Origin of the sequence: Variovorax sp. KBS0712 (assembly GCF_006323185.2) — a bacterium.
Classification (GTDB): Bacteria; Pseudomonadota; Gammaproteobacteria; order Burkholderiales; family Burkholderiaceae_C; genus Variovorax; species Variovorax boronicumulans.
In genome coordinates this window covers 3,292,713-3,312,453 of sequence record NZ_VCCD02000001.1, presented here as the reverse complement: position 1 = coordinate 3,312,453, position 19,741 = coordinate 3,292,713, and the positions used below count along the sequence as shown (strand labels likewise).

The 19,741-nt window shown below is 69.0% G+C and carries 19 protein-coding genes; all 19 read left to right on the top strand.

Annotated features, from left to right (window positions below):
• The first annotated feature begins 49 nt into the window (after nt 1-49).
• The 19 genes from fliD (at nt 50) to flhF (ending at nt 19,741) form a co-directional block, all read left to right on the top strand.
• Nucleotides 50-1,498, top strand: coding sequence for a flagellar filament capping protein FliD (fliD, locus tag FFI97_RS15330; protein WP_139700353.1), 1,449 nt, complete (start codon nt 50-52; stop codon nt 1,496-1,498).
• A 14-nt stretch (nt 1,499-1,512) separates the two neighbouring features.
• Nucleotides 1,513-1,932 carry a flagellar export chaperone FliS gene (gene fliS / locus FFI97_RS15325; RefSeq protein WP_070061560.1) on the top strand — a complete coding sequence of 140 codons (420 nt, stop codon included), beginning with the start codon at nt 1,513-1,515 and terminating at the stop codon, nt 1,930-1,932.
• Nucleotides 1,932-2,297: a flagellar protein FliT gene (locus FFI97_RS15320; RefSeq protein WP_223301366.1), complete on the top strand. Its 366-nt coding sequence runs from the start codon at nt 1,932-1,934 to the stop codon at nt 2,295-2,297. Before fliS ends, FFI97_RS15320 begins: the two co-directional genes overlap by 1 nt.
• Nucleotides 2,298-2,328: 31 nt before the next feature.
• On the top strand, nt 2,329-3,549 hold the full coding sequence (locus FFI97_RS15315; RefSeq protein WP_260685033.1) for a flagellar hook-length control protein FliK: 1,221 nt from the start codon (nt 2,329-2,331) through the stop codon (nt 3,547-3,549).
• A complete protein-coding gene (locus tag FFI97_RS15310) occupies nt 3,546-3,830 on the top strand; it encodes an EscU/YscU/HrcU family type III secretion system export apparatus switch protein (RefSeq protein ID WP_139700357.1) in 285 nt (94 codons plus the stop codon). The genes FFI97_RS15315 and FFI97_RS15310 overlap by 4 nt, the downstream gene beginning before the upstream one ends.
• 350 nt (nt 3,831-4,180) lie before the next feature.
• Complete coding sequence (gene flhD, locus FFI97_RS15305; protein WP_370869944.1) at nt 4,181-4,543, top strand: flagellar transcriptional regulator FlhD; 363 nt, start codon at nt 4,181-4,183, stop codon at nt 4,541-4,543.
• On the top strand, nt 4,540-5,130 hold the full coding sequence (gene flhC / locus FFI97_RS15300; protein WP_070061562.1) for a flagellar transcriptional regulator FlhC: 591 nt from the start codon (nt 4,540-4,542) through the stop codon (nt 5,128-5,130). Before flhD ends, flhC begins: the two co-directional genes overlap by 4 nt.
• Before the next feature lie 62 nt (nt 5,131-5,192).
• Nucleotides 5,193-6,053, top strand: a complete 861-nt coding sequence (motA, locus tag FFI97_RS15295) for a flagellar motor stator protein MotA (RefSeq protein ID WP_070061563.1) — start codon at nt 5,193-5,195, stop codon at nt 6,051-6,053.
• 13 nt (nt 6,054-6,066) lie between these two features.
• Nucleotides 6,067-6,975, top strand: a complete 909-nt coding sequence (gene motB, locus FFI97_RS15290) for a flagellar motor protein MotB (protein WP_139700362.1) — start codon at nt 6,067-6,069, stop codon at nt 6,973-6,975.
• A 52-nt stretch (nt 6,976-7,027) separates the two neighbouring features.
• On the top strand, nt 7,028-9,055 hold the full coding sequence (gene cheA / locus FFI97_RS15285) for a chemotaxis protein CheA (RefSeq protein WP_144004461.1): 2,028 nt from the start codon (nt 7,028-7,030) through the stop codon (nt 9,053-9,055).
• A 22-nt stretch (nt 9,056-9,077) separates the two neighbouring features.
• Entirely contained in the window at nt 9,078-10,364 is a 1,287-nt protein-coding gene (locus FFI97_RS15280; RefSeq protein ID WP_144004460.1) for an EAL and HDOD domain-containing protein, read from the top strand.
• A gap of 58 nt (nt 10,365-10,422) precedes the next feature.
• Nucleotides 10,423-11,283 (top strand): CheR family methyltransferase, encoded by an 861-nt coding sequence (locus FFI97_RS15275; RefSeq protein ID WP_260685006.1) that lies wholly within the window; start codon nt 10,423-10,425, stop codon nt 11,281-11,283.
• Nucleotides 11,280-11,873, top strand: a complete 594-nt coding sequence (cheD, locus tag FFI97_RS15270) for a chemoreceptor glutamine deamidase CheD (protein ID WP_095946640.1) — start codon at nt 11,280-11,282, stop codon at nt 11,871-11,873. The genes FFI97_RS15275 and cheD overlap by 4 nt, the downstream gene beginning before the upstream one ends.
• Nucleotides 11,874-11,875: 2 nt before the next feature.
• Nucleotides 11,876-12,967 (top strand): chemotaxis response regulator protein-glutamate methylesterase, encoded by a 1,092-nt coding sequence (locus tag FFI97_RS15265; RefSeq protein WP_139704682.1) that lies wholly within the window; start codon nt 11,876-11,878, stop codon nt 12,965-12,967.
• Between the two features lie 37 nt (nt 12,968-13,004).
• Complete coding sequence (cheY, locus tag FFI97_RS15260; protein WP_056582361.1) at nt 13,005-13,397, top strand: chemotaxis response regulator CheY; 393 nt, start codon at nt 13,005-13,007, stop codon at nt 13,395-13,397.
• On the top strand, nt 13,394-14,038 hold the full coding sequence (cheZ, locus tag FFI97_RS15255; protein ID WP_070061569.1) for a protein phosphatase CheZ: 645 nt from the start codon (nt 13,394-13,396) through the stop codon (nt 14,036-14,038). The genes cheY and cheZ overlap by 4 nt, the downstream gene beginning before the upstream one ends.
• Nucleotides 14,039-14,172: 134 nt before the next feature.
• Nucleotides 14,173-15,315 carry a flagellar biosynthesis protein FlhB gene (gene flhB / locus FFI97_RS15250; protein ID WP_095744088.1) on the top strand — a complete coding sequence of 381 codons (1,143 nt, stop codon included), beginning with the start codon at nt 14,173-14,175 and terminating at the stop codon, nt 15,313-15,315.
• The gene (gene flhA, locus FFI97_RS15245; RefSeq protein ID WP_139704656.1) at nt 15,312-17,420 is read left to right on the top strand and encodes a flagellar biosynthesis protein FlhA; all 2,109 of its coding nucleotides are present in this window, start codon (nt 15,312-15,314) and stop codon (nt 17,418-17,420) included. Before flhB ends, flhA begins: the two co-directional genes overlap by 4 nt.
• Nucleotides 17,417-19,741, top strand: coding sequence for a flagellar biosynthesis protein FlhF (gene flhF, locus FFI97_RS15240; RefSeq protein ID WP_139704658.1), 2,325 nt, complete (start codon nt 17,417-17,419; stop codon nt 19,739-19,741). The genes flhA and flhF overlap by 4 nt, the downstream gene beginning before the upstream one ends.

The window sequence follows — 19,741 nt, the reverse complement described above, 5'->3', positions numbered from 1 at the left end:
ACCCGCTCCAGACCTCTTCATTTCATTCGCATTTCAGGACACCCCCGACATGGCATCGATCAGCAGCATCGGCGTTGGCGCCAACCTTGACCTGGGCGCATTGCTCACCCAGCTGCAGACCGCGGAGAACCAGCCGCTGGTGGCCCTGAAGGCCAAGCAGACCAGCTACAACAGCAAGCTCTCGGCCTACGGCACGCTGCAAAGCGCGCTCACCGGCATCCAGGCGGCCGCCAAGAAGCTGGGCGACCCGGCGCTGTTCCAGGCCATCACCGGCACACCGAGCGTGAGCGGCATCCTGGCGGCGAGCGGCACCGACCCGAGGTCGGTCGGCACCTATGCCATCGACATCTCGCAGCTCGCGCAGGCGCAGTCGGTCATCGCGAAGGGGCAGGCCAGCACCACCACCGCGATCGGCAGCGGCAAGATCACCATCGACTTCGGCAAGGTGTCCGGCGGCACGCTGGACCCGGCCACCGGCCAGTACACCGGCGCCACCTTCGACAAGGACGCCACGCGCACGGCCAAGCCGATCACCATCGATGCGACCAACAACACGCTGGGCGGCATCCGCGATGCGATCAACGCGGCCAACGCGGGCGTGTCGGCCACCATCGTGAACGACGGCAGCGGCACGCCCAACCGGCTGGTGCTCACCTCCACGCAGACGGGCGAAGCCTCGGCCATGCGCATCTCGGTGGACGGCGACGCCGCGCTGCAGAACCTGCTGGGCAACGACCCCGCCGGCACGCAGAACCTGAAGCAGACCGCCGCGGCGCAGAACGCCAAGCTCACCGTCAACAACATCGCTGTCACCAGCACGAGCAACTCGGTGACCGACGCCATCCAGGGCACCACGCTCACGCTGGTGCAGACCGGCAAGCTCAGCCTGGTGATGAAGGCCAACACGACGTCGGTGAAGACGGCCATCACCGATTTCGTGAAGGCCTACAACGCGCTGCAGAGCACCGCGAAGTCGCTCACGGCCTTCGACACCGACGCCAAGGCCGCCGCGCCGCTGGTGGGCGACTCGACCTTGCGCAACCTGCAGACGCGCATCCGCCAGGCGCTGGTCGCACCGCAGGTGGGCGGCCCGAACGACCTGAAGGTGCTCACGTCCATCGGCATCTCGTTCCAGAAGGACGGCACGCTGGCGATCGACAACGACAAGCTCGACAAGGCCATCGACACCAACCTGGAGGGCGTGGCGAAGCTGTTCTCCAGCGGCACCGGCAGTACCGCCGGCTACGGCAAGCAGCTGACGGCGCTGGTCGACGACCTCACCGGCACCAAGGGCGCGCTCAAGGTCGCCACCGACGGCGTGACGAGTTCGCTCAAGCAGCTCGACACCCAGTACACCGCGATGAAGGAGCGCGCCGACGCGACGGTGGAGCGCTATCGCAAGCAGTTCGTGCAGCTGGACGTGGCGATGAACAAGATGAACGGCACGCTGAAATACCTCGCGCAGCAGTTCGACGCGATGAACGCCAACAAGGGCTGAGGACAGGACGCGACATGTACAGCTCTCACCACTCCCGCACCGGTGCCGGCGTCTATGCGCGCGTCGGCGTGGAGACGCGCGCCATGAGCGCGTCGCCGCTGCAACTGATCCACATGCTGTTCGACGGCGCGAAGACCGCCATCGGCGCGGCGCGCCTGCACATGACGGCCGGTGACATCGGCGCCAAGGGGCAGGCGATTTCGAAGGCCATCAACATCGTCGACAACGGCCTGAAGGCCAGCCTCGACGCCGAGGCGGCCGGCGAGGCCGGCGGCGACATCGTCGGCAACCTGTCGTCGCTGTACGACTACGTGGTGCAGCGCCTGCTGCTGGCCAACCTGCGCAACGACGTGCAGGCGCTGGACGAGGCCGACCGCCTGCTCGATCACCTGGCGTCCGCCTGGCGCGAGATCGACGACAGGCCTTCCAACTGATGATGCAGAGCGTGACCTGGGGGCAGGAACAGATGGCCGTGCGCAGCGAGATCGTCCATTGCTACGAGCAGCTGGCCGCGTGCATCTCGACGATGCTGGCGCTGGCCCGTGCCAAGGAATGGGGGCAGCTGCCCGAGCTGGAGGCCCGGTGCTCGGCGTCGGTCGAGCGCCTGAAGGCGATCCAGCCGCTGGCGTCGCTGGAGCCCGCGCAGCGCGACCTCGTGCTGCGCCTGCTCGAGCGCATCTGCACCGAGCAGGCCGAGCTGTCGGGGCTCATCAAGCCGCAACTCGACGACCTGATCCGCCGCATGGATTCGCTCAACCACCAGAAGAACCTGGGCAAGGCCTACGGCCTCGCGCACTGACGCGAACCGACAGGACGACACCACCGTGGCCATGCTGGGACTCACCGGACTGATCGATGCACTGAGGGCCGCGCGCCTGACGCCGCCGCTCGACCTGCTCGGCCTGCGGCCGGAGACCACGGTGGGCGCGCCCGGTGCGGCGGTGGCCGTGCCGAAGACGGCGAACGACGTGCGCCTGCCGTCGCGCGCGGCGCTGGACCGGCTGGTGCCCTCGGGTGCGTCCGGTGGTGAGGTGGCTGCGCCGCCCGCCGGCGGCGCGCCACCTTCGATCGACACCCGCCTGTCGCTGGCCGCGCGCGTGATCGGCGCGGTGCTGGCCGACCTGCAGGCCGCGCCGGGGCCGGTGCGGGGCGAGGCGCCGTTGCTGCTGCCCGTCGCGCGCCAGGGCACGAACACCGCCGCGCTCGCGGGCACGTTGGCGCAGACGGTGGCGGACAGCGGCCTCTTCTACGAATCGCACCTGGCCGAGTTCGCGGCCGGCACGCGCACGCTCGCGCAGATGGCGCGGGAGCCGCAGGCGCGCTGGGCGAGCCCGGTGATGGTGGCGACGACGACAAGCACAACGGGGCAGGGCGCGGTGGCTGCAGCGACGGTGCTGGCTGCAGTCGATGTTGCGACGCCGCCCGCACCGAATGCGCAGACTCAGGCCCCGCAACTCGACGCGCCGGAAGCCGACATCGCGCAAGCAGCGCGTGCGGTTGCGCGCAGCGAAACCCCCGCTGCGCCCGCACCGGATGCGGCGCGCGTGCAGGCGGCCTACGGCCTCTCCGACGCCGCGCCGGAAATGCCCGCGCCCCGCATCGCAGAACACGCACGCGCTGCGGCCGACGTCGCCAGCACACCCACTCCGCGCAGCGCCGAAGTGATCCATCCGCAAGCCGTCACCGTCGTGCACCAGCTCGACCTGCTGGCCAGCGCGGCCTTTCGCTGGAGCGGCCACGCCTGGCCCGAGGTGCCGATGGCGTGGACCATCGAGGAAGAGCCCGCCAACCCAAGCGCACGCGAAGGCGAACCCATCGAAGAAGAAGGCGCGCGCCGCTGGTCGACCACCGTGTCGCTCGTGCTGCCGCGCCTGGGCGAGGTCGACCTGCGCCTGAGCCTCAGCGGCCCGACCGTGCAGGCGCAGCTGCAGGCGCGCGAGCACGCCACCGTGGCCCGCCTGCGCGGCGACGCCGGCCGGCTCGCGCAGCGCTTCGAGGCGGTCGGTCTTCAGCTGCAGCAGCTGCAGGTCACGGAGAAGGCGGCGGCATGAGCGATGACCTTCACCATCGTCACAGCGCCGTCGTGCTCTCGCACGCGGACACGCGCAAGGCCCCCGTCGTCGTCGCCAAGGGCTATGGCGTGGTCGCCGAATCGATCCTGCGCGAGGCGCGCGCGTACGGGCTCTACGTGCATGCGTCGGCCGACCTCGTGAAGCTGCTGATGCAGATCGACCTCGACCGCCAGATCCCGCCGCAGCTGTACCAGGCGGTGGCGGAAGTGATGGCCTGGATTCACCGGCTGGAAGGCGGCGCCGAGGCTGCGGCGCCTTGATCGGCGGTTGTTCTATGGAAAGTCATTGACCTATTGAAAGACCATGAATAAAGACGCCGATTAACGCTCGGCTGCGTTCGATAGTCTTTATAAATTCAATTGGCGAGGGGATTGCCAATTGCCGGAATACGCACGCTCGTAACAATTGCTTGCGCTATGTGACCGTGCGCCGATGCCAGGACTGAAACCGCTTCCCCAGAGGGAGCTCTGAAGCCTTCCATCGGAAACCGCGTCAAAACCCTTTTACTTTTTGGTCTACTTTGTCTTCGAAGTGTAAATAAGTGTGTATATAATGTATACATGTTGGATGGACGTGCGGAGTCGACATGGAATCGGAAATGGAAGTAGACGTGGAAAATTGCAATGTCAACGCAGGCGGCGTGATTTCGAAGGAAATCGGCGAGATCAATCTGGCCTACATGCTGCTCGCGCAGAAGCTCGTGAAGCGGGACCGGGCGGAAGCCATGTTCCGCCTCGGCGTGGGGCGCGAGCTGGCCGACCTGCTCATGAACATGTCGCTCAGCCAGATCGTGAAGCTGGCCGCGTCCAACTTCCTGCTGTGCAGCTTCCGCCTGGACGACCGGCCCATGTTCGCGGTGGTCGGCGAGGGCAAGGAGCCCGCGCTGCAGCAGGCCCACATGTCGATCCTGATGAGCGCGCGCCAAGCCCAGGCCCAGCCGCAGATGCGCAAAGCGGGTTCGGCCAGCGCATGACTGCCAAGAGCATCCTGGGCGAGGTGCGGCAGGTGCAGCTCGCGGTCGAGCTCATCGGCCTGGGTGCGCGCCTGCAGTTCCTGGAGGCCGTGGTCGCGCTCAGCCGCGAACGCCTGATCCGCCTGTACAAGGAACTCAAGGGCGTCTCGCCGCCCAAGGGCCTGCTGCCGTTCTCCACCGACTGGTACATGACCTGGCTGGCCAACATCCACTCGTCGATGTTCTACAACATCTACCGCTTCATGCGCGACGAGGCCGGCGAGGGCGAGCTGCCCGCGCTCATCAAGGCCTACCGCCTGTACGCCGAGCAGGTCGAGTCGCAGGGCAGCGAGGTCGTGCTCGACTTCACGCGCGCCGAGACCATGGTGCGTTTCTTCGACAGCGACATGCTGCAGCTGAGCCCGTGCAGCCGCTGCGGCGGCCACTTCGTGGCGCATGCGCACGACCACAAGCACGGCTATGTGTGCGTGCTGTGCCGCCCGCCTTCGCGCGCGGGCAAGGCGCGCAAGCCCAAGCTCGAACCGGTGCGCCGCGGCGGCCTCATTGCCGGCGGCCCGGTGCTCGACATCGGCGGCGCCGTCTCGTGAAAGTGCCCCGGCGCCCGGCGCGGGTTTTTTGTTTTGGACGCCTCAGGGCATAGGGGAAGCGCGTGCTGGTACTGGTGGGATATCTGGTGGTGATCGGCGCCGTCTTCGGCGGCTACGGCCTCATGGGCGGGCATTTCGGCGTGCTGTTCCAGCCCGTGGAGCTGCTCATGATCGGCGGCTCCGCGCTCGGCGCGTTCATCGCGGGCAACAACGGCAAGACCATCAAGGCGACCATCCGGGAGTTGCCGCTGCTGCTGCGTTCTTCCAAGCACAACCGCCAGCTCTACATGGACCTGCTGGCGCTGCTGTACGAGCTGCTCGCCAAGGCCCGCAAGGAGGGCATGATGAAGCTCGAGTCCGACGTGGAGGCGCCGGAGCAGAGCGAAATCTTCGGCCGCTACCCGACCATCCTGGCGCACGAGGGCATCACCGTCTTCCTGTGCGACTACCTGCGCCTGGTCATCAGCGGCAACACCGACGCGCACGAGATCGAGGCCCTGATGGACCACGAGATCGACACCATCCGCCACGAGGCGGCCGTGCCCGGCCACAGCCTCTCGCGCGTGGGCGACGCGCTGCCCGCGCTGGGCATCGTCGCGGCCGTGATGGGCGTGGTGCATGCGCTGGGCTCGGCCCACCTGCCGCCGTCGGAAATGGGCGCGCTCATCGCGCACGCCATGGTCGGCACCTTCCTGGGCGTGCTGCTGGCCTACGGCTTCGTGTCGCCGCTGGCCTCGCTGATCGAGCAGAAGGTCGAAGAGGGCATGAAGATCTACCAGTGCGCCAAGGTCACGCTGCTGGCCAGCCTGAACGGCTACGCGCCGCAGCTGGCCGTGGAGTTCGGCCGCAAGGTGCTGTTCTCGACCGAGCGTCCCTCGTTCACCGAGCTGGACGACCACGTGCGCGAAGTCAAGGCACGCTGACCCTGCGACGGCCATGAGCGACGCGAAGCCCCGCATCATCATCAAGCGCGCCCACGGCGGCGGGCACGGCGGCGGCCATGCGGGCGGCGGCTGGAAGATCGCCTATGCCGACTTCATGACGGCCATGATGGCCTTCTTCCTCGTGATGTGGCTGCTGTCGATCTCCAGCCCCAAGCAGCGCGAAGGCATTGCCGAGCATTTCCGCATGCCGCTGCGCGTGGCGCTGGCCGGCGGCGACAAGAGCAGCATGAGCACCAGCATGATTCCCGGCGGCGGCGCCGACGTGATGCACGCCGAGGGCGAGGTGCGCCACACCGAGGCCGACAGCGAGGACGCGGCCGACGCCAGCCGCCTGGCCGAGATGAAGAAGAAGCTCGACGAGCTGATCGAGAAGAGCCCGGTGTTCCAGCAGTTCCGCTCGCAGATCCTCATCGACATCACGACCGAAGGCCTGCGCCTGCAGATCGTGGACAGCGAGAACCGTCCGATGTTCGAGCTGGCCAGCGCCCGCGTGGTGCCGCACATGCGCGCCATTCTTCGCGAGCTGGCGCCCGTGCTCAACGGCCTCCCCAACAAGCTCACGCTGTCGGGCCACACCGACGCCATCGTCTACACCAACGACCGCGCGTACGGCAACTGGGAACTCTCGGCCGACCGCGCCAACGCCTCGCGCCGCGAACTGGTGACCGGCGGCATGACCGAGGACAAGGTGCTGCGCGTGATCGGCCTGGCCGACAGCATGCACCTGGACCGCGCCGACCCGCGCAACCCCATCAACCGCCGCATCAGCATCATCCTGCTGAACCACCGCACGCAGGAGCGCATCGAGCGCGAGAACAGCAACGACGCCGGCGCCACGCGCATCGGCCTGCCGCCACCGGCCGCGCAGGCGCGCACGGCGGCGGGACACACGGCGGGATAACAAGAACAAGGAAGCGGCTTCGCGCAAGCGCGCGGGCCCCGGAGCACCACAGATGGACCTCAGTCAATTCACCCAGGCCTTCTTCGTCGAAGCCATCGAGCTGCTGGCGGAGATGGAGCAGCTCTTGCTCGACCTCGACGTCGAGGCGCCCGACGGCGAGCAGCTCAACGCCATCTTCCGCGCGGCGCACTCCATCAAGGGTGGCGCGGCCACGTTCGGTTTCACCGCCTTGACCCACACCACGCACGTGCTCGAAACGCTGCTGGACAGGGCCCGCCACGGGCAGCTGCACCTGAGCGCTCCGATGATCGATGCCTTTCTGGAAACGAAGGACGCCTTGCAAGAACAACTCACCGCCTACCAGGCCGGCAAGGAGCCGGACGCCGAGAGGGTCGCCCACATCTGCGGCGTGCTGCAGCAGCTGGCGATGGAGAACAATGCCGCCGCCGCGCCGGTGCCGGCACCCGCGCCCGCACCGGCGCCTGTCGTGCAAGCCGCTGCGCCGGCCGAGGAAGGCGGCAGCAGCAGCGACGGCGTGCTGGTCGTGCGCTTCGCGCGCCTGTCCGACAGCGAATGCGAGCTGCTGGCCGGCGAGCTGGCCAACCTGGGCACGGTGCTGACGCGCACGCGCAGCAACGACCAGCTGACCGTGCGGCTGGCCACCACCTGCGACCCCGACGACATCGTGGCCGTGTGCTGCTTCGTCATCGACGAATCGCAGATCGACATCACGCGCGAAGTGGTCGACGTTGCCGAACCTGTGGTCGCAGTTGAAGCACCGGTCGTGCAGCCACCCGCCGCACCGGCCCCTGCGCCGGCCGCCGCCGCGCCCGCGCCTGCATCCGCCGGCGCCAAGGAGTCCAGCTCCATCCGCGTCGACGTCGAGAAGGTCGACCAGCTCATCAACCTCGTGGGCGAGCTCGTCATCACGCAGTCGATGCTCACGCAGGCCGCCACCGTGCTCGACCCCGTGGCCTACGAGCGCTTCCTGAGCGGCCTGGGCCACCTGGAGCGCAACGCGCGCGACCTGCAGGAATCGGTGATGTCGATCCGCATGATGCCGATGGACTACGTGTTCAGCCGCTTCCCGCGCGTGATCCGCGACGTGAGCGCCAAGCTCGGCAAGCAGGTGCGCCTGGACACCTACGGCAAGGAGACCGAGCTCGACAAGGGGCTCATCGAACGCATCGTCGATCCGCTCACGCACCTGGTGCGCAACAGCCTGGACCACGGCATCGAGGCCCCCGAGGTGCGCCTGGCCAAGGGCAAGGACGCCACCGGCCAGCTGCTGCTGTCGGCGCAGCACCACGGCGGCAACATCGTGATCGAGGTGAGCGACGACGGCGCGGGCCTGAACCGCGAGCGCATCCTCGACAAGGCCCGCCAGCAGGGCCTGCCGGTGAACGACGCCATGCCCGACGAAGAGGTGTGGCAACTGATCTTCGCGCCCGGCTTCTCCACCGCCGAGCAGGTCACCGACATCTCGGGGCGCGGCGTGGGCATGGACGTGGTCAAGCGCAACATCCAGGAGATGGGCGGCCATGTGGAGATCCATTCGCGCGGCGGCCAGGGCACGTCCACGCGCATCGTGCTGCCGCTCACGCTGGCCATCCTCAACGGCATGTCGGTGCGCGTGGGCAGCGAGGCCTACATCCTGCCGCTGAGCTACGTCATCGAGTCGCTGCAGCCGCTGCCCGAGCACCTGCACTCCATCACCGCCGACGGCCACGTGATCCGCGTGCGCGGCGAGTACCTGCCGCTCATCGAGCTGCACCGTGTGTTCGATGTGGCCGGCGCGCAGACGCAGCCCACGCAGGGCATCCTGGTGATCGTGCAGGCCGACGACAGCCGCTTCGCGCTGCTGGTCGACGAGCTGCTCGGCCAGCACCAGGTGGTGGTGAAGAACCTGGAGACCAACTACCGCAAGGTGCCGGGCATCTCGGCCGCCACCATCGTGGGCGACGGCAGCGTGGCCTTCATCGTCGACGTGGGCGCGATGCCGCGCATCCAGCGCGCGCAGGCCGCCAGCGCGGCGGCCCTGGCGGGCGCGGCGCGCCGCACCGACGCGCTGGCGTCCTGATCCCGACGCGAGGGACGGCCGCATGAGGTTCGATTTCTTCCGGCGCCCCGGCGTCGACGGCAACGGCGCGCAAGCCGACACAACGCCCGCCATCACGCCCGCCGTGGGCGCCGACGGCCACGTGGCCTACGCCATGCTGCTCGACGGCAAGCGCCGCGTGGTCGGCTACCGCATGGCCTGGCGCGCGGCCGGGCAGGGCACCGACGCGGGTGCGGCGGCCGGCGTCAAGGCGCTCATGGACACGCTGGGCCTGCACCTGAACCCGGGCGGCCACGGCTGGCTGCTGGGCGGGCAGATGGTGTTCGTCGACGTCACGGTCGATGCGCTGTTCCAGAGCGAGCTGCAGTCGCTGCCGCCGCGCAACGTCGTGCTGTGCATGAAGGCCGACGAGCTGATGGACGCCGACATGCGCTCCATCCTGCTGTTCCTGCGCGAACAGGGCTTCGGCTTCATGCTGTGCGGCGGCGTCGCGCTGCCGGACGACGACGAGCTGCGCGCCATCGTCACGCACCGCGAGGTACTGCCCTCCCAGCTGGCGGACGTGTCGCCCGCCGGCCCGGCGCCCATCGCTGCGCGCGTGGCGAACTGGGCCGAGTTCGAGGCCTGCGCCGCACGCGGCGTGCAGGTCTTCGTCGACGGCGCCGTGCGCCTGCCGCCGGCGCGCGACAGCGCCGACGCGCTGCAGCCCGAGTTGCAGCTCATCGTGCACCTGATGCAGATGATCCTGCGCAACGAGGACGTGCGCGCCATCGAGGGCGCGCTCAAGCACGACGCGGCGCTTACCTACCGGCTGCTGCGCTACATCAACTCGCCCTCGGTCGGGCTGGCGGTGGAGATCCACTCGCTGCGCCATGCCGTCGCGATGCTCGGCTATTCGCCGCTGTACCGCTGGCTGTCGCTGCTGCTGGCCACCAGCAACAAGGTCAGCTCGCCCTTCATGATGAAGAAGGCCATTCTGCGCGGGCGTTTCGTCGAGCTGATGGGGCAGGGCATGCTGCCACCCAGTGAGGCCGACAACCTGTTCGTGGCGGGCATGTTCTCGCTGCTCGACCAGCTGCTGGGCGTGCCGATGGAAGGCGTGCTGCGCAAGGTGCAGCTCACCGAGGCGGTGCAGCAGGCGATTTTGTCGCGCAGCGGCGTCTACGGCCCCTTCGTGGCGTTGGCCGAAAGCTGCGAGACCGACGACGGCCGCGCGGCGCGCCTGTCGGAGGCGCTCTTCCTGAGCGCCGCGCAGGTCAACGCCGCGCAGCTGTCGGCGCTGGTATGGGCGCTCGACGCCGGCCCGGCCGTGACCGCACCGCCTGCCTGACCCCCGGAAATGCAAGGCTTTTGCGCGTCTGATCGGCCGATTGGAAACGGCGGTTTCCGTGACCATTGAAAGTCACGCTTCCAGGCTGGCTGTGACGACCGAGTTCCACTTTACCGACCACGACTTCTCCAGAATCCGGACCCTCATCCATCGCCGCGCCGGCATCGCCCTGGGCGAGCAGAAGCGGCAGATGGTGTACAGCCGGCTGTCGCGGCGCCTGCGCGAGTTGCAGCTGCCGGCGTTCGCGCCGTACCTGGACCAGCTCGAGGCGCGCCACGACGGCGACGAGTGGCAGCTGTTCATCAACGCGCTCACCACCAACCTGACCTCGTTCTTTCGCGAGGCGCACCACTTTCCCACGCTGGCCGACCATGTGCGCAAGCGGCCGGGCCCGGTCACCGTGTGGTGCGCCGCCGCCTCGACCGGCGAGGAGCCGTACTCGATCGCCATCACGCTGATGGAAGCGCTGGGCGAGCGCGCGGGTTCGGCCCGCGTCATCGCCAGCGACATCGACACCGCAGTGCTGGCCAAGGCCGCCACCGGCGTCTTCACCACCGAGCAGGTGCGGCGCCTGTCGCCCGAGCGGCTGCGGCGCTTCTTCAACAAGGGCACCGGCACCAACGCCGGCAAGGTGCGCGTGCGCCCCGAGGTGGCCACGCTGGTGAAGTTCTCGCGCGTCAACCTGCTGGACAGCGCCTGGTCGGTGAAGGAGCCGGTGGACGCGATCTTCTGCCGCAACGTGATGATCTATTTCGATAAGCCGACGCAGAAGAAGGTGCTCGACCGCTTCGCGCCGCTGCTCAAACCGGGCGGCCTGCTGTTCGCCGGGCATTCCGAGAACGCCTCGCTCGTCAACCCGGCCTTCCGCCCGCTGGGGCAGACGGTGTACGAGCTGTCGCGCACGCCGGGCCTCGCATGAGCCTGGCGAGCCATCACTACTTCGACCGCGATGTCGGGCGCATGGCCGTCAAGCTGCTGCCCTCCGAGTACTACGTGACCACCGACCACACCGTGCTGAGCACCGTGCTCGGCTCCTGCGTGGCCGCCTGCCTGCACGACGCCCAGGCGGGCGTGGCCGGCATGAACCACTTCATGCTGCCCGACGACGGCGAGCCCGGTGGCGGCTCGATGCGCTACGGCGCCTACGCCATGGACGTGCTGGTGCGCGAACTGGTGCGCGCGGGCGCGCGGCGCGAACGGCTGCAGGCCAAGGTGTTCGGCGGCGGCGCCGTGCTGGCCGGCATGACCACGCTCAACATCGGCGACCGCAACGCCGACTTCGTGCTGCGCTACCTGGAGGCGGAACGCATCGAAGTGGCGGCGCAGGACCTGCGCGGGCCGCATGCGCGGCGCGTGTGCTTCCTGCCCGAGAGCGGCAAGGCCGTGGTGCGCCGCCTGCGCGCACAGACCGAGGTGCTGCGGGTGCGCCGCGACGAAGGCGAGCTGCTGCGCCGGCTGTCGGTGCCCGCCGCGCCGCACGAGATCGACAGAACCAAAGGAAGCCGGTGAGCCTGCCAAGCAAGAAAAAGATCAAGGTGCTCTGCGTCGACGATTCGGCGCTGATCCGCAGCGTGATGAGCGAGATCATCAACAGCCAGAGCGACATGACCGTGGTCGGCACCGCGGCCGACCCGCTGGTGGCGCGCGACCTCATCAAGGTCACCAACCCCGACGTGCTCACGCTCGACGTGGAAATGCCGCGCATGGACGGCCTGGAGTTTCTCGAGAAGCTCATGCGCCTGCGGCCGATGCCGGTGGTCATGGTGTCCTCGCTCACCGAGCGCGGCTCGGAGATCGCGCTGCGCGCGCTGGAGCTGGGCGCCATCGACTTCGTGACCAAGCCGCGCCTGGGCGTGCGCGACGGCCTGCTGAACTACACCGAGCTCATCGCCGGCAAGATCCGCACGGCCGCCAGCGCGCGGCTGCTGCCTGCGCGCCCAGCGGCCACGGCGACGCGGCCCGCCCACGAGGCGGCGCCCGAGGCGCTGCTGCGCAGCCCGCTGCTGAGCACCGAGAAGCTGCTGATCATCGGCGCCTCCACCGGCGGCACCGAGGCCATCCGCGAGGTGCTGCAGCCGCTGCCGCCCGACGCGCCCGCGGTGCTCATCGCGCAGCACATGCCGGCCGGCTTCACGCGCTCCTTCGCGCAGCGCCTGGACGGCCTGTGCCGCATCCGCGTGAAGGAGGCGGAGCAGGGCGAGCGCGTGCTGCCGGGCCATGCCTACATCGCGCCGGGCGGCTTTCACCTGTCGCTGGCGCGCAGCGGCGCCAACTACGTGGCGCACCTGGACCAGGAGCCGCCCGTGAACCGCCACCGGCCGTCGATCGACGTGCTGTTCGATTCGGCGGCGAAGCACGCGGGCAAGAACGCCATCGGGATCATCCTCACCGGCATGGGCAAGGACGGCGCCGAGGGCCTGCTGCGCATGCGGCGCGCGGGCGCGCACACGCTGGCGCAGGACGAGGCCAGCTGCGTGGTCTTCGGCATGCCGCGCGAGGCGGTGGCGCTGGGCGCGGTGGACGAGGTGTCGTCGCTGAACGAAATCAGTCGCCGCGTGATGGCGCATCTTCGCACGTTCGGTGAACGTGCGAACCGGGTATGACGAGTTTGAACAACGACCTGTGGAGCTGGAAAAAATCGTGATCGACAAGAGCATCAAGATCCTGGTGGTGGATGACTTCCCGACCATGCGGCGCATCGTGCGCAACCTGTTGAAGGAGCTGGAGTTCCTCAACGTCGACGAGGCCGAGGACGGCGTGGCCGGCCTGGAGAAGCTGCGCGGCGGCAGCTTCGGCTTCGTGGTGTCCGACTGGAACATGCCCAACATGGACGGCCTGACCATGCTGCAGACCATCCGCGCCGACCCCGAGCTGAAGACGCTGCCGGTGCTGATGGTCACGGCCGAGGCCAAGAAGGAAAACATCGTCGCGGCCGCACAGGCCGGCGCCAATGGCTACGTGGTGAAGCCCTTCACCGCGGCGACGCTGGAAGAGAAGATCACCAAGATCTTCGAGAAGCTGGCCAAGGCATGAGCCAGGACACCCCGGGCGCGGTGGACGCCACCAACAACACCACCGAAGAACTGCTGGGCCGCATCGGCCACCTCACGCGCCAGCTGCGCGAAGGCCTGCGCGAGCTGGGCCTGGACAAGCAGGTGGCCAAGGCCGCGCAGGCCATCCCCGATGCGCGCGACCGCCTCAACTACGTGGCGGCCACCACCGAGCGCGCCGCGCACCGCGCGCTCAACGCCATCGACGTGGCGCAGCCGCTGCAGGAGGCGCTGGCCACCGACGCCAAGGCCCTGACGCAGCGCTGGGACCAGTGGTTCGAGAACCCGATCGAACTCGACCAGGCGCGCGAGCTCGTGCTGGACACGCGCGGCTACCTGAACGACGTGCCGCAGCGCGCCAGCGCCATCAACACGCAGCTCATGGAGATCCTGATGGCGCAGGACTTCCAGGACCTCACCGGCCAGGTCATCAAGAAGATGATGGAAGTCGTCAACGACGTCGAGACGCAGCTGCTGCAGGTGCTGATCGACAACTCGCCGCCCGAGAAGCGCCACGAGGCCGTGCAGAGCCTGCAGAACGGGCCGCAGGTGAAGGCCGGCAACCCTGACGCCGTGACCGACCAGGCGCAGGTCGACGACCTGCTCGAAAGCCTCGGCTTCTGAGCCGCTCGCAGCCTGCTTGATTGGCCGAATTGCAGGGCGATACCGGCCCTGATCGGCAGATTGTTCCGCACCACCGGATCCAATAATTTGGTTCTGGGCAAGGCGTACTTCGCCAGTGCTGGTTCGGAGCATGAATGGCTGAGGAAAGCGATCTCGAGAAAACGGAACCCGCCTCCGAGCGGCGCCTGGAGAAGGCGCGCGAGGAAGGCAACGTGGCCCGTTCGCGCGAGCTCACCACCTTCGTCATGCTCGCCACCGCGAGCGCCGGCCTGTGGCTGGCGGCCGAGTCGCTCGGCGCGAGCCTGAGCGGCGCGCTGCGACGCGGCCTGCAGTTCGAACGCGCCAGCGCCTTCGACCCCGCGCACATGCTCTCGCAGAGCGGGCTCATGGTGCTGCACGCACTCATGGCCATCGGGCCTCTGTTCGCCATGATGGTCGTGGCCGCCGTGGCAGCGCCGCTGATGCTCGGCGGCTGGATGTTCTCCGGCAAGGCCGTTGCACCCAACTTCGGCAAGCTCAATCCCCTGGCCGGCATCGGCCGCATGGTCTCGGCGCAGGCGCTGGCCGAGCTCGTGAAGGCGCTGGCCAAGTCGGCGCTCATCGGCGGCGTGGCGTGGTGGGTCATCGTGGACGACATCGAGGCCGTGATGGCGCTCATGTCGCAGCCCGCGCACGAAGCGCTGCCGCACGCGCTCGTGCTGGTGGCCAAGCACTGCGCGCTCATCGCCGCCACGCTCTTCCTCGTCGCGCTCGTCGATGTGCCGTTTCAACTCTGGAACTACTACCGCAAGCTGCGCATGTCGCGCGAAGACGTGCGCCAGGAGCACAAGGAAAGCGAAGGCGATCCGCACATCAAGGCGCAGATCCGCCGGCAACAGCAGCAGATGGCGCGCCGCCGCATGATGGCCGAGGTGCCCAAGGCCGACATCGTGCTCACCAACCCGACGCACTTCGCCGTCGCGCTGCAGTACCTGGACAGCGACATGCGCGCCCCGCGCGTGGTCGCCAAGGGCACCGAGCTGGTGGCCGCGCGCATCCGCGAGATGGCGAAGGAACACAAGGTCGCGATCCTGGAGGCGCCGCCGCTCACGCGCGCGCTGTATCGGCACACGAAGCTGGGCGAGGAAATTCCCGCAGGGCTGTACACCGCCGTGGCCGAGGTGCTGGCCTGGGTGTACCAGCTCAAGCGCTGGAACAGCGAGGGCGGCGAGGCGCCGCGCACGCCGACCGACCTGCCGGTGCCGGCCGACCTGCAGTATTCGCCGGCGGTGGCATGAACGGACTGAACGACCTGATGCGCCTGCCGGCGCGGATCTTCTCCGGCTCGCAGTTCAAGGGCCTGGCGGGCCCGATCCTCATCATCCTCATCCTGAGCATGATGGTGCTGCCGCTGCCGCCTTTCCTGCTCGACCTGCTGTTCACCTTCAACATCGCGCTGTCGGTGATGGTGCTGCTGGTGAGCATGTACACCATGAAGGCGCTCGACTTTGCAGCCTTTCCGGCGGTGCTGCTGTTCTCGACGCTGCTGCGCCTGTCGCTCAACGTGGCCTCCACGCGCGTGGTGCTGATGCACGGCCACACCGGGCCCGACGCGGCCGGCAAGGTGATCGAGGCCTTCGGCCACTTCCTGGTGGGCGGCAACTTCGCGGTGGGCGTGATGGTGTTCATCATCCTCGTGCTCATCAACTTCATGGTGATCACCAAGGGCGCGGGCCGCATCGCCGAGGTGGGCGCGCGCTTCATGCTCGACGCGATGCCGGGCAAGCAGATGGCGATCGACGCCGACCTCAACGCCGGCCTGATCGGCGAGGAGATCGCCCGCAAGCGCCGCGCCGAGGTGGCGCAGGAGGCCGACTTCTACGGCTCGATGGACGGCGCCAGCAAGTTCGTGCGCGGCGACGCCATCGCGGGCCTGCTCATCATGGTGATCAACATCATCGGCGGCCTCGTGGTCGGCATGCTGCAGCACGGGCTCGACTTCTCCACGGCCGGCAAGACCTACACGCTGCTGGCCATCGGCGACGGCCTGGTGGCGCAGATTCCGGCACTGGTGATCTCCACCGCGGCCGGCGTGATCGTCTCGCGCGTGACCACCGACGAGGACGTGGGCAGCCAGCTCACGGGCCAGCTCTTTTCCAACCCCCAGGTGCTGTTCCTCACGGCCGGCATCGTCGGCCTGCTGGGCATGATCCCCGGCATGCCGAACCTGGCCTTCCTGCTGATCGCGGGCGGCCTGGTGTGGCTTGGCAAGCGGCTGGTGCAGCGCAAGCCGCAGGCGGCCGCGCAGCAGGCCGCCGCGGCCGCCGCCACGCAGGGGGCAGGCGTGCCCGCATCGGCCGAGCAGGCCGAAGCCACCTGGGACGACGTGGCCATGGTCGATCCGCTGGGCATGCAGGTCGGCTACCGGCTCATCCCGCTGGTGGACCAGTCGCAGCAGGGCGAGCTGCTGGGCCGCATCAAGAGCATCCGCAAGAAGATCGCGCAGGAGCTGGGCTTCCTGGTGCCGGTGGTCCACATCCGCGACAACCTGGAGATCAAGCCCAACGCCTACATCATCAGCCTGAAGGACGTGGAGATCGGCCGCGGCGAAGCCTTTCCCAACCAGTGGATGGCGATCAACCCCGGGCAGGTGACGGGCACGCTGACCGGCACGCCCACGCGCGACCCGGCCTTCGGCCTGGAGGCCACCTGGATCGACGCCAGCCTGCGCCAGCAGGCGCAGGTGTACGGCTACACCGTGGTCGATGCCTGCACCGTGATGGCCACGCACCTGAATCACCTCATCCACACCCACGCGGCCGAGCTGCTGGGCCGCCAGGAAGTGCAGCAGCTGCTCGACCAGATCGCCAAGACCGCGCCCAAGCTCACCGAAGACCTGGTGCCCAAGGTGCTGTCGCTGAGCACGCTGCACAAGGTGCTGCAGAACCTGCTCGACGAAGAGGTGCCGATCCGCGACATGCGCACCATCCTGGACGTGATGGCCGAGCACGCGCCCACGGTGAAAGACCCGACCGAGCTCACCACGCTCACGCGCCTGGCGCTGGGCCGCGCCATCACGCAGCAGCTGTTCCCGGGCGACGAGGAGATGCAGGTGATCGGCCTGGACGGCTCGCTCGACAGCGTGCTGCAGCAGGCCCTGAACAACAGCAGCGGCATCGAGCCGGGCATTGCCGACAACCTGCTCAAGCAGGCGCAGGCCGCCATCGTGCGCCAGGAGCAGATGGGGCTGGCGCCGGTGCTGGTCGTGCAGCACGCGCTGCGCGTGCTGCTGTCGCGCTTCCTGCGGCGCAGCCTGCCGCAGCTCAAGGTGCTCTCGCACGCCGAGATCCCTGACGCCCGGACCATCAAGATCACCGCCGCCATTGGAGGACGAGCCGTTTGAATCCACAGACCGACGTGCGCACCACCGCACGCAAATTCGTCGCCGCCACCGGCCGCGAGGCCCTGCGCCTGGTGCGCGAATCGCTCGGCGCCGAGGCCATCGTGCTCACGCACCGTGCCACGGCGCAAGGCGTCGAGATCGTCGCCATGGCCGAGGGCGATGTGCAGGAGACGGTGCAAGCCGCCGTGCCTGCAGTGCCGCCCGTCGCGACCGCATCCGCCGACCCGACCGTGCTCAGCGAACTCCATTCGATGCGCGGCATGATCGAGGAGCAGCTCGCCAGCGTGGTCTGGAGCGACAGCCAGCGCCGCGACCCGGTGCGCGGCCGCCTGCTGCGCACGCTGCTGAGCGCCGGCTTCAGCGCGCGCCTGTCGAAGGCCATGCTCGAGAAGCTGCCCACGGGCCAGAGCTACGCCGACGGCATGGCCTTCGTGCGCTCCGAGCTCGTGCGCGCGGTGCCGGTGCATGAAGACGAAGACGCGCTGTTCGCGCAGGGCGGCGTCTATGCCTTGATGGGCCCGACCGGGGTCGGCAAGACCACCACCACCGCCAAGCTGGCCGCGCGCTGCGTGATGCGCTTCGGCGCCGACAAGCTCGCGCTCGTGACCACCGACAGCTACCGCATCGGCGCCTACGAGCAGCTGCGCATCTACGGCCAGATCCTCAACGTGCCGGTGCATGCCGTGAAGGACGCGGCCGACCTGCAGCTGGTGCTGCACGACCTGCGCGACCGCCACATGGTGCTCATCGACACCGTCGGCATGAGCCAGCGCGACCGCGCCGTGCCCGAGCAGATCGCCATGCTCGGCAGCAGCCAGCGGCCGGTGAAGCGGCTGCTGCTGCTCAACGCCACCAGCCACGGCGACACGCTCAACGAGGTGGTGCACGCCTACCGCCAGGGCCATGCGCTGGCCGGCTGCATCTTCACCAAGGTCGACGAGGCCACGCACCCGGGCGCGCTGATCGACACCGTGATCCGCCACCGCCTGCCGGTGCACTACATCTCGGGCGGCCAGAAGGTGCCCGAGAACCTGGTGCGCGCCGACCGCGCGCAGCTGGTGGACAGCGTGTTCCAGCCGCGCCAGCACAGCCCGCTCTTCGTGCCGGCCGAGGCGGACCTGCCCGACGAGGCTGTGCCTTCGCCGCAGGCGCAGGGCGAGACCGATCGCCTGCGGCTGCGCTACCAGAGCCTGATCCGTGCGATGGCGCACGACGCGCAGGAGCTGGCGACGACCGCCGGCGCGCTGGCCGGTGCGCACATCGGCTTCGATGGTGCGCGCGCGCTGTGGCGCCAGGCCGGTGACGAGGCCGTCGATGCCAAGGCTGTGTTGCACGAGCTGTCGGCGTTTGCGCGCGGCGAGGTGGCTGCGGGATGCGACACCCATGTGCTCGCGCTGGCCGGGCAGGTGGGCCTGCGCGCGACCGACAGCGGCGACGCCTACGTGTGCCATGGCAGCCTGCTGCTGTCGGACCGCAACGGCCTGCCGCTGGCGGCACCGAACCAGTGGCTTTCGACTGCTGCGGCCCGCCAGTCGGCGCAGCCGGGATCGCGTCAGGCGCAGTGGCTGCAGCAACAGGATTTCGGCAAACGATTGGTGCATGTGCTGGGCAAGCCGCCTGCGGTCGAACAGATGCTGGCGTGGCAGACCGAAGGCACGCAGTGGCTGGCGCGCGCGCCGGGCAGCACGGCCGTGACGGATGCGCACACCGGCGCCGCGACCACGCTCGCGCGCCTGGCCTTCGCGTTCGACGATGCGACCGAACGGCCCGTGCGCTATCGCGGCAAGGCCGCGCTGCAATGCGAAGCGCAGGTCGAGGTGTTGCCACGTACCGCGCTCGACCGCGACACCCTGCCGACGCTGCGCTGCGTGGCCGTGCGCGTGGTCGATGCGCGCAGCCGCAAGCTGCTGTCGCAGACCTGCGTGCTCACCAACCTGGGCGACGAAGTGGGCGCGCCGCAGCTCGCGCAATGGCAGGGCTGGGCCGCCGACGTCGAGCCGTGCTTCCGCCTGCTGCGCGATGGCGTGCAGCTCGTGGGCGGCATGGGCGAGCCCGGCGATCCGCACATGATGAAGCGCCTGCTCGTCGCCGGCCAGGTCACGACCACCGTGTGGCGCCTGCTGCAGGCCGAGGGCGAGTGGGCCGACCGCACGCGCCTGCTGCTGGGCCAGCTCACGGGCCGCGCCACGCGCGCCGGCCGCGCGCTGACGGGCGGCGCGCTGTACGCGGGCGTGGGCAAGCTGTTCCTGCTGCTCGATGCGCTGGGCACCGAATCGGCCGCGCCTGCGCAAGCGCCGCGCGCGCTGGAACACCTGGGCTGA

Coding starts and splice junctions, on each gene's coding strand:
- cheA (WP_144004461.1), top strand. CDS start 7,028: ATGGACCTCAGTCAATTCACCCAGGCCTTCTTCGTCGAAGCCATCGAG.
- cheZ (WP_070061569.1), top strand. CDS start 13,394: ATGAGCCAGGACACCCCGGGCGCGGTGGACGCCACCAACAACACCACC.
- FFI97_RS15310 (WP_139700357.1), top strand. CDS start 3,546: ATGAGCGATGACCTTCACCATCGTCACAGCGCCGTCGTGCTCTCGCAC.
- flhC (WP_070061562.1), top strand. CDS start 4,540: ATGACTGCCAAGAGCATCCTGGGCGAGGTGCGGCAGGTGCAGCTCGCG.
- FFI97_RS15315 (WP_260685033.1), top strand. CDS start 2,329: ATGCTGGGACTCACCGGACTGATCGATGCACTGAGGGCCGCGCGCCTG.
- fliD (WP_139700353.1), top strand. CDS start 50: ATGGCATCGATCAGCAGCATCGGCGTTGGCGCCAACCTTGACCTGGGC.
- motB (WP_139700362.1), top strand. CDS start 6,067: ATGAGCGACGCGAAGCCCCGCATCATCATCAAGCGCGCCCACGGCGGC.
- flhB (WP_095744088.1), top strand. CDS start 14,173: ATGGCTGAGGAAAGCGATCTCGAGAAAACGGAACCCGCCTCCGAGCGG.
- FFI97_RS15280 (WP_144004460.1), top strand. CDS start 9,078: ATGAGGTTCGATTTCTTCCGGCGCCCCGGCGTCGACGGCAACGGCGCG.
- fliS (WP_070061560.1), top strand. CDS start 1,513: ATGTACAGCTCTCACCACTCCCGCACCGGTGCCGGCGTCTATGCGCGC.
- flhA (WP_139704656.1), top strand. CDS start 15,312: ATGAACGGACTGAACGACCTGATGCGCCTGCCGGCGCGGATCTTCTCC.
- FFI97_RS15320 (WP_223301366.1), top strand. CDS start 1,932: ATGATGCAGAGCGTGACCTGGGGGCAGGAACAGATGGCCGTGCGCAGC.
- cheD (WP_095946640.1), top strand. CDS start 11,280: ATGAGCCTGGCGAGCCATCACTACTTCGACCGCGATGTCGGGCGCATG.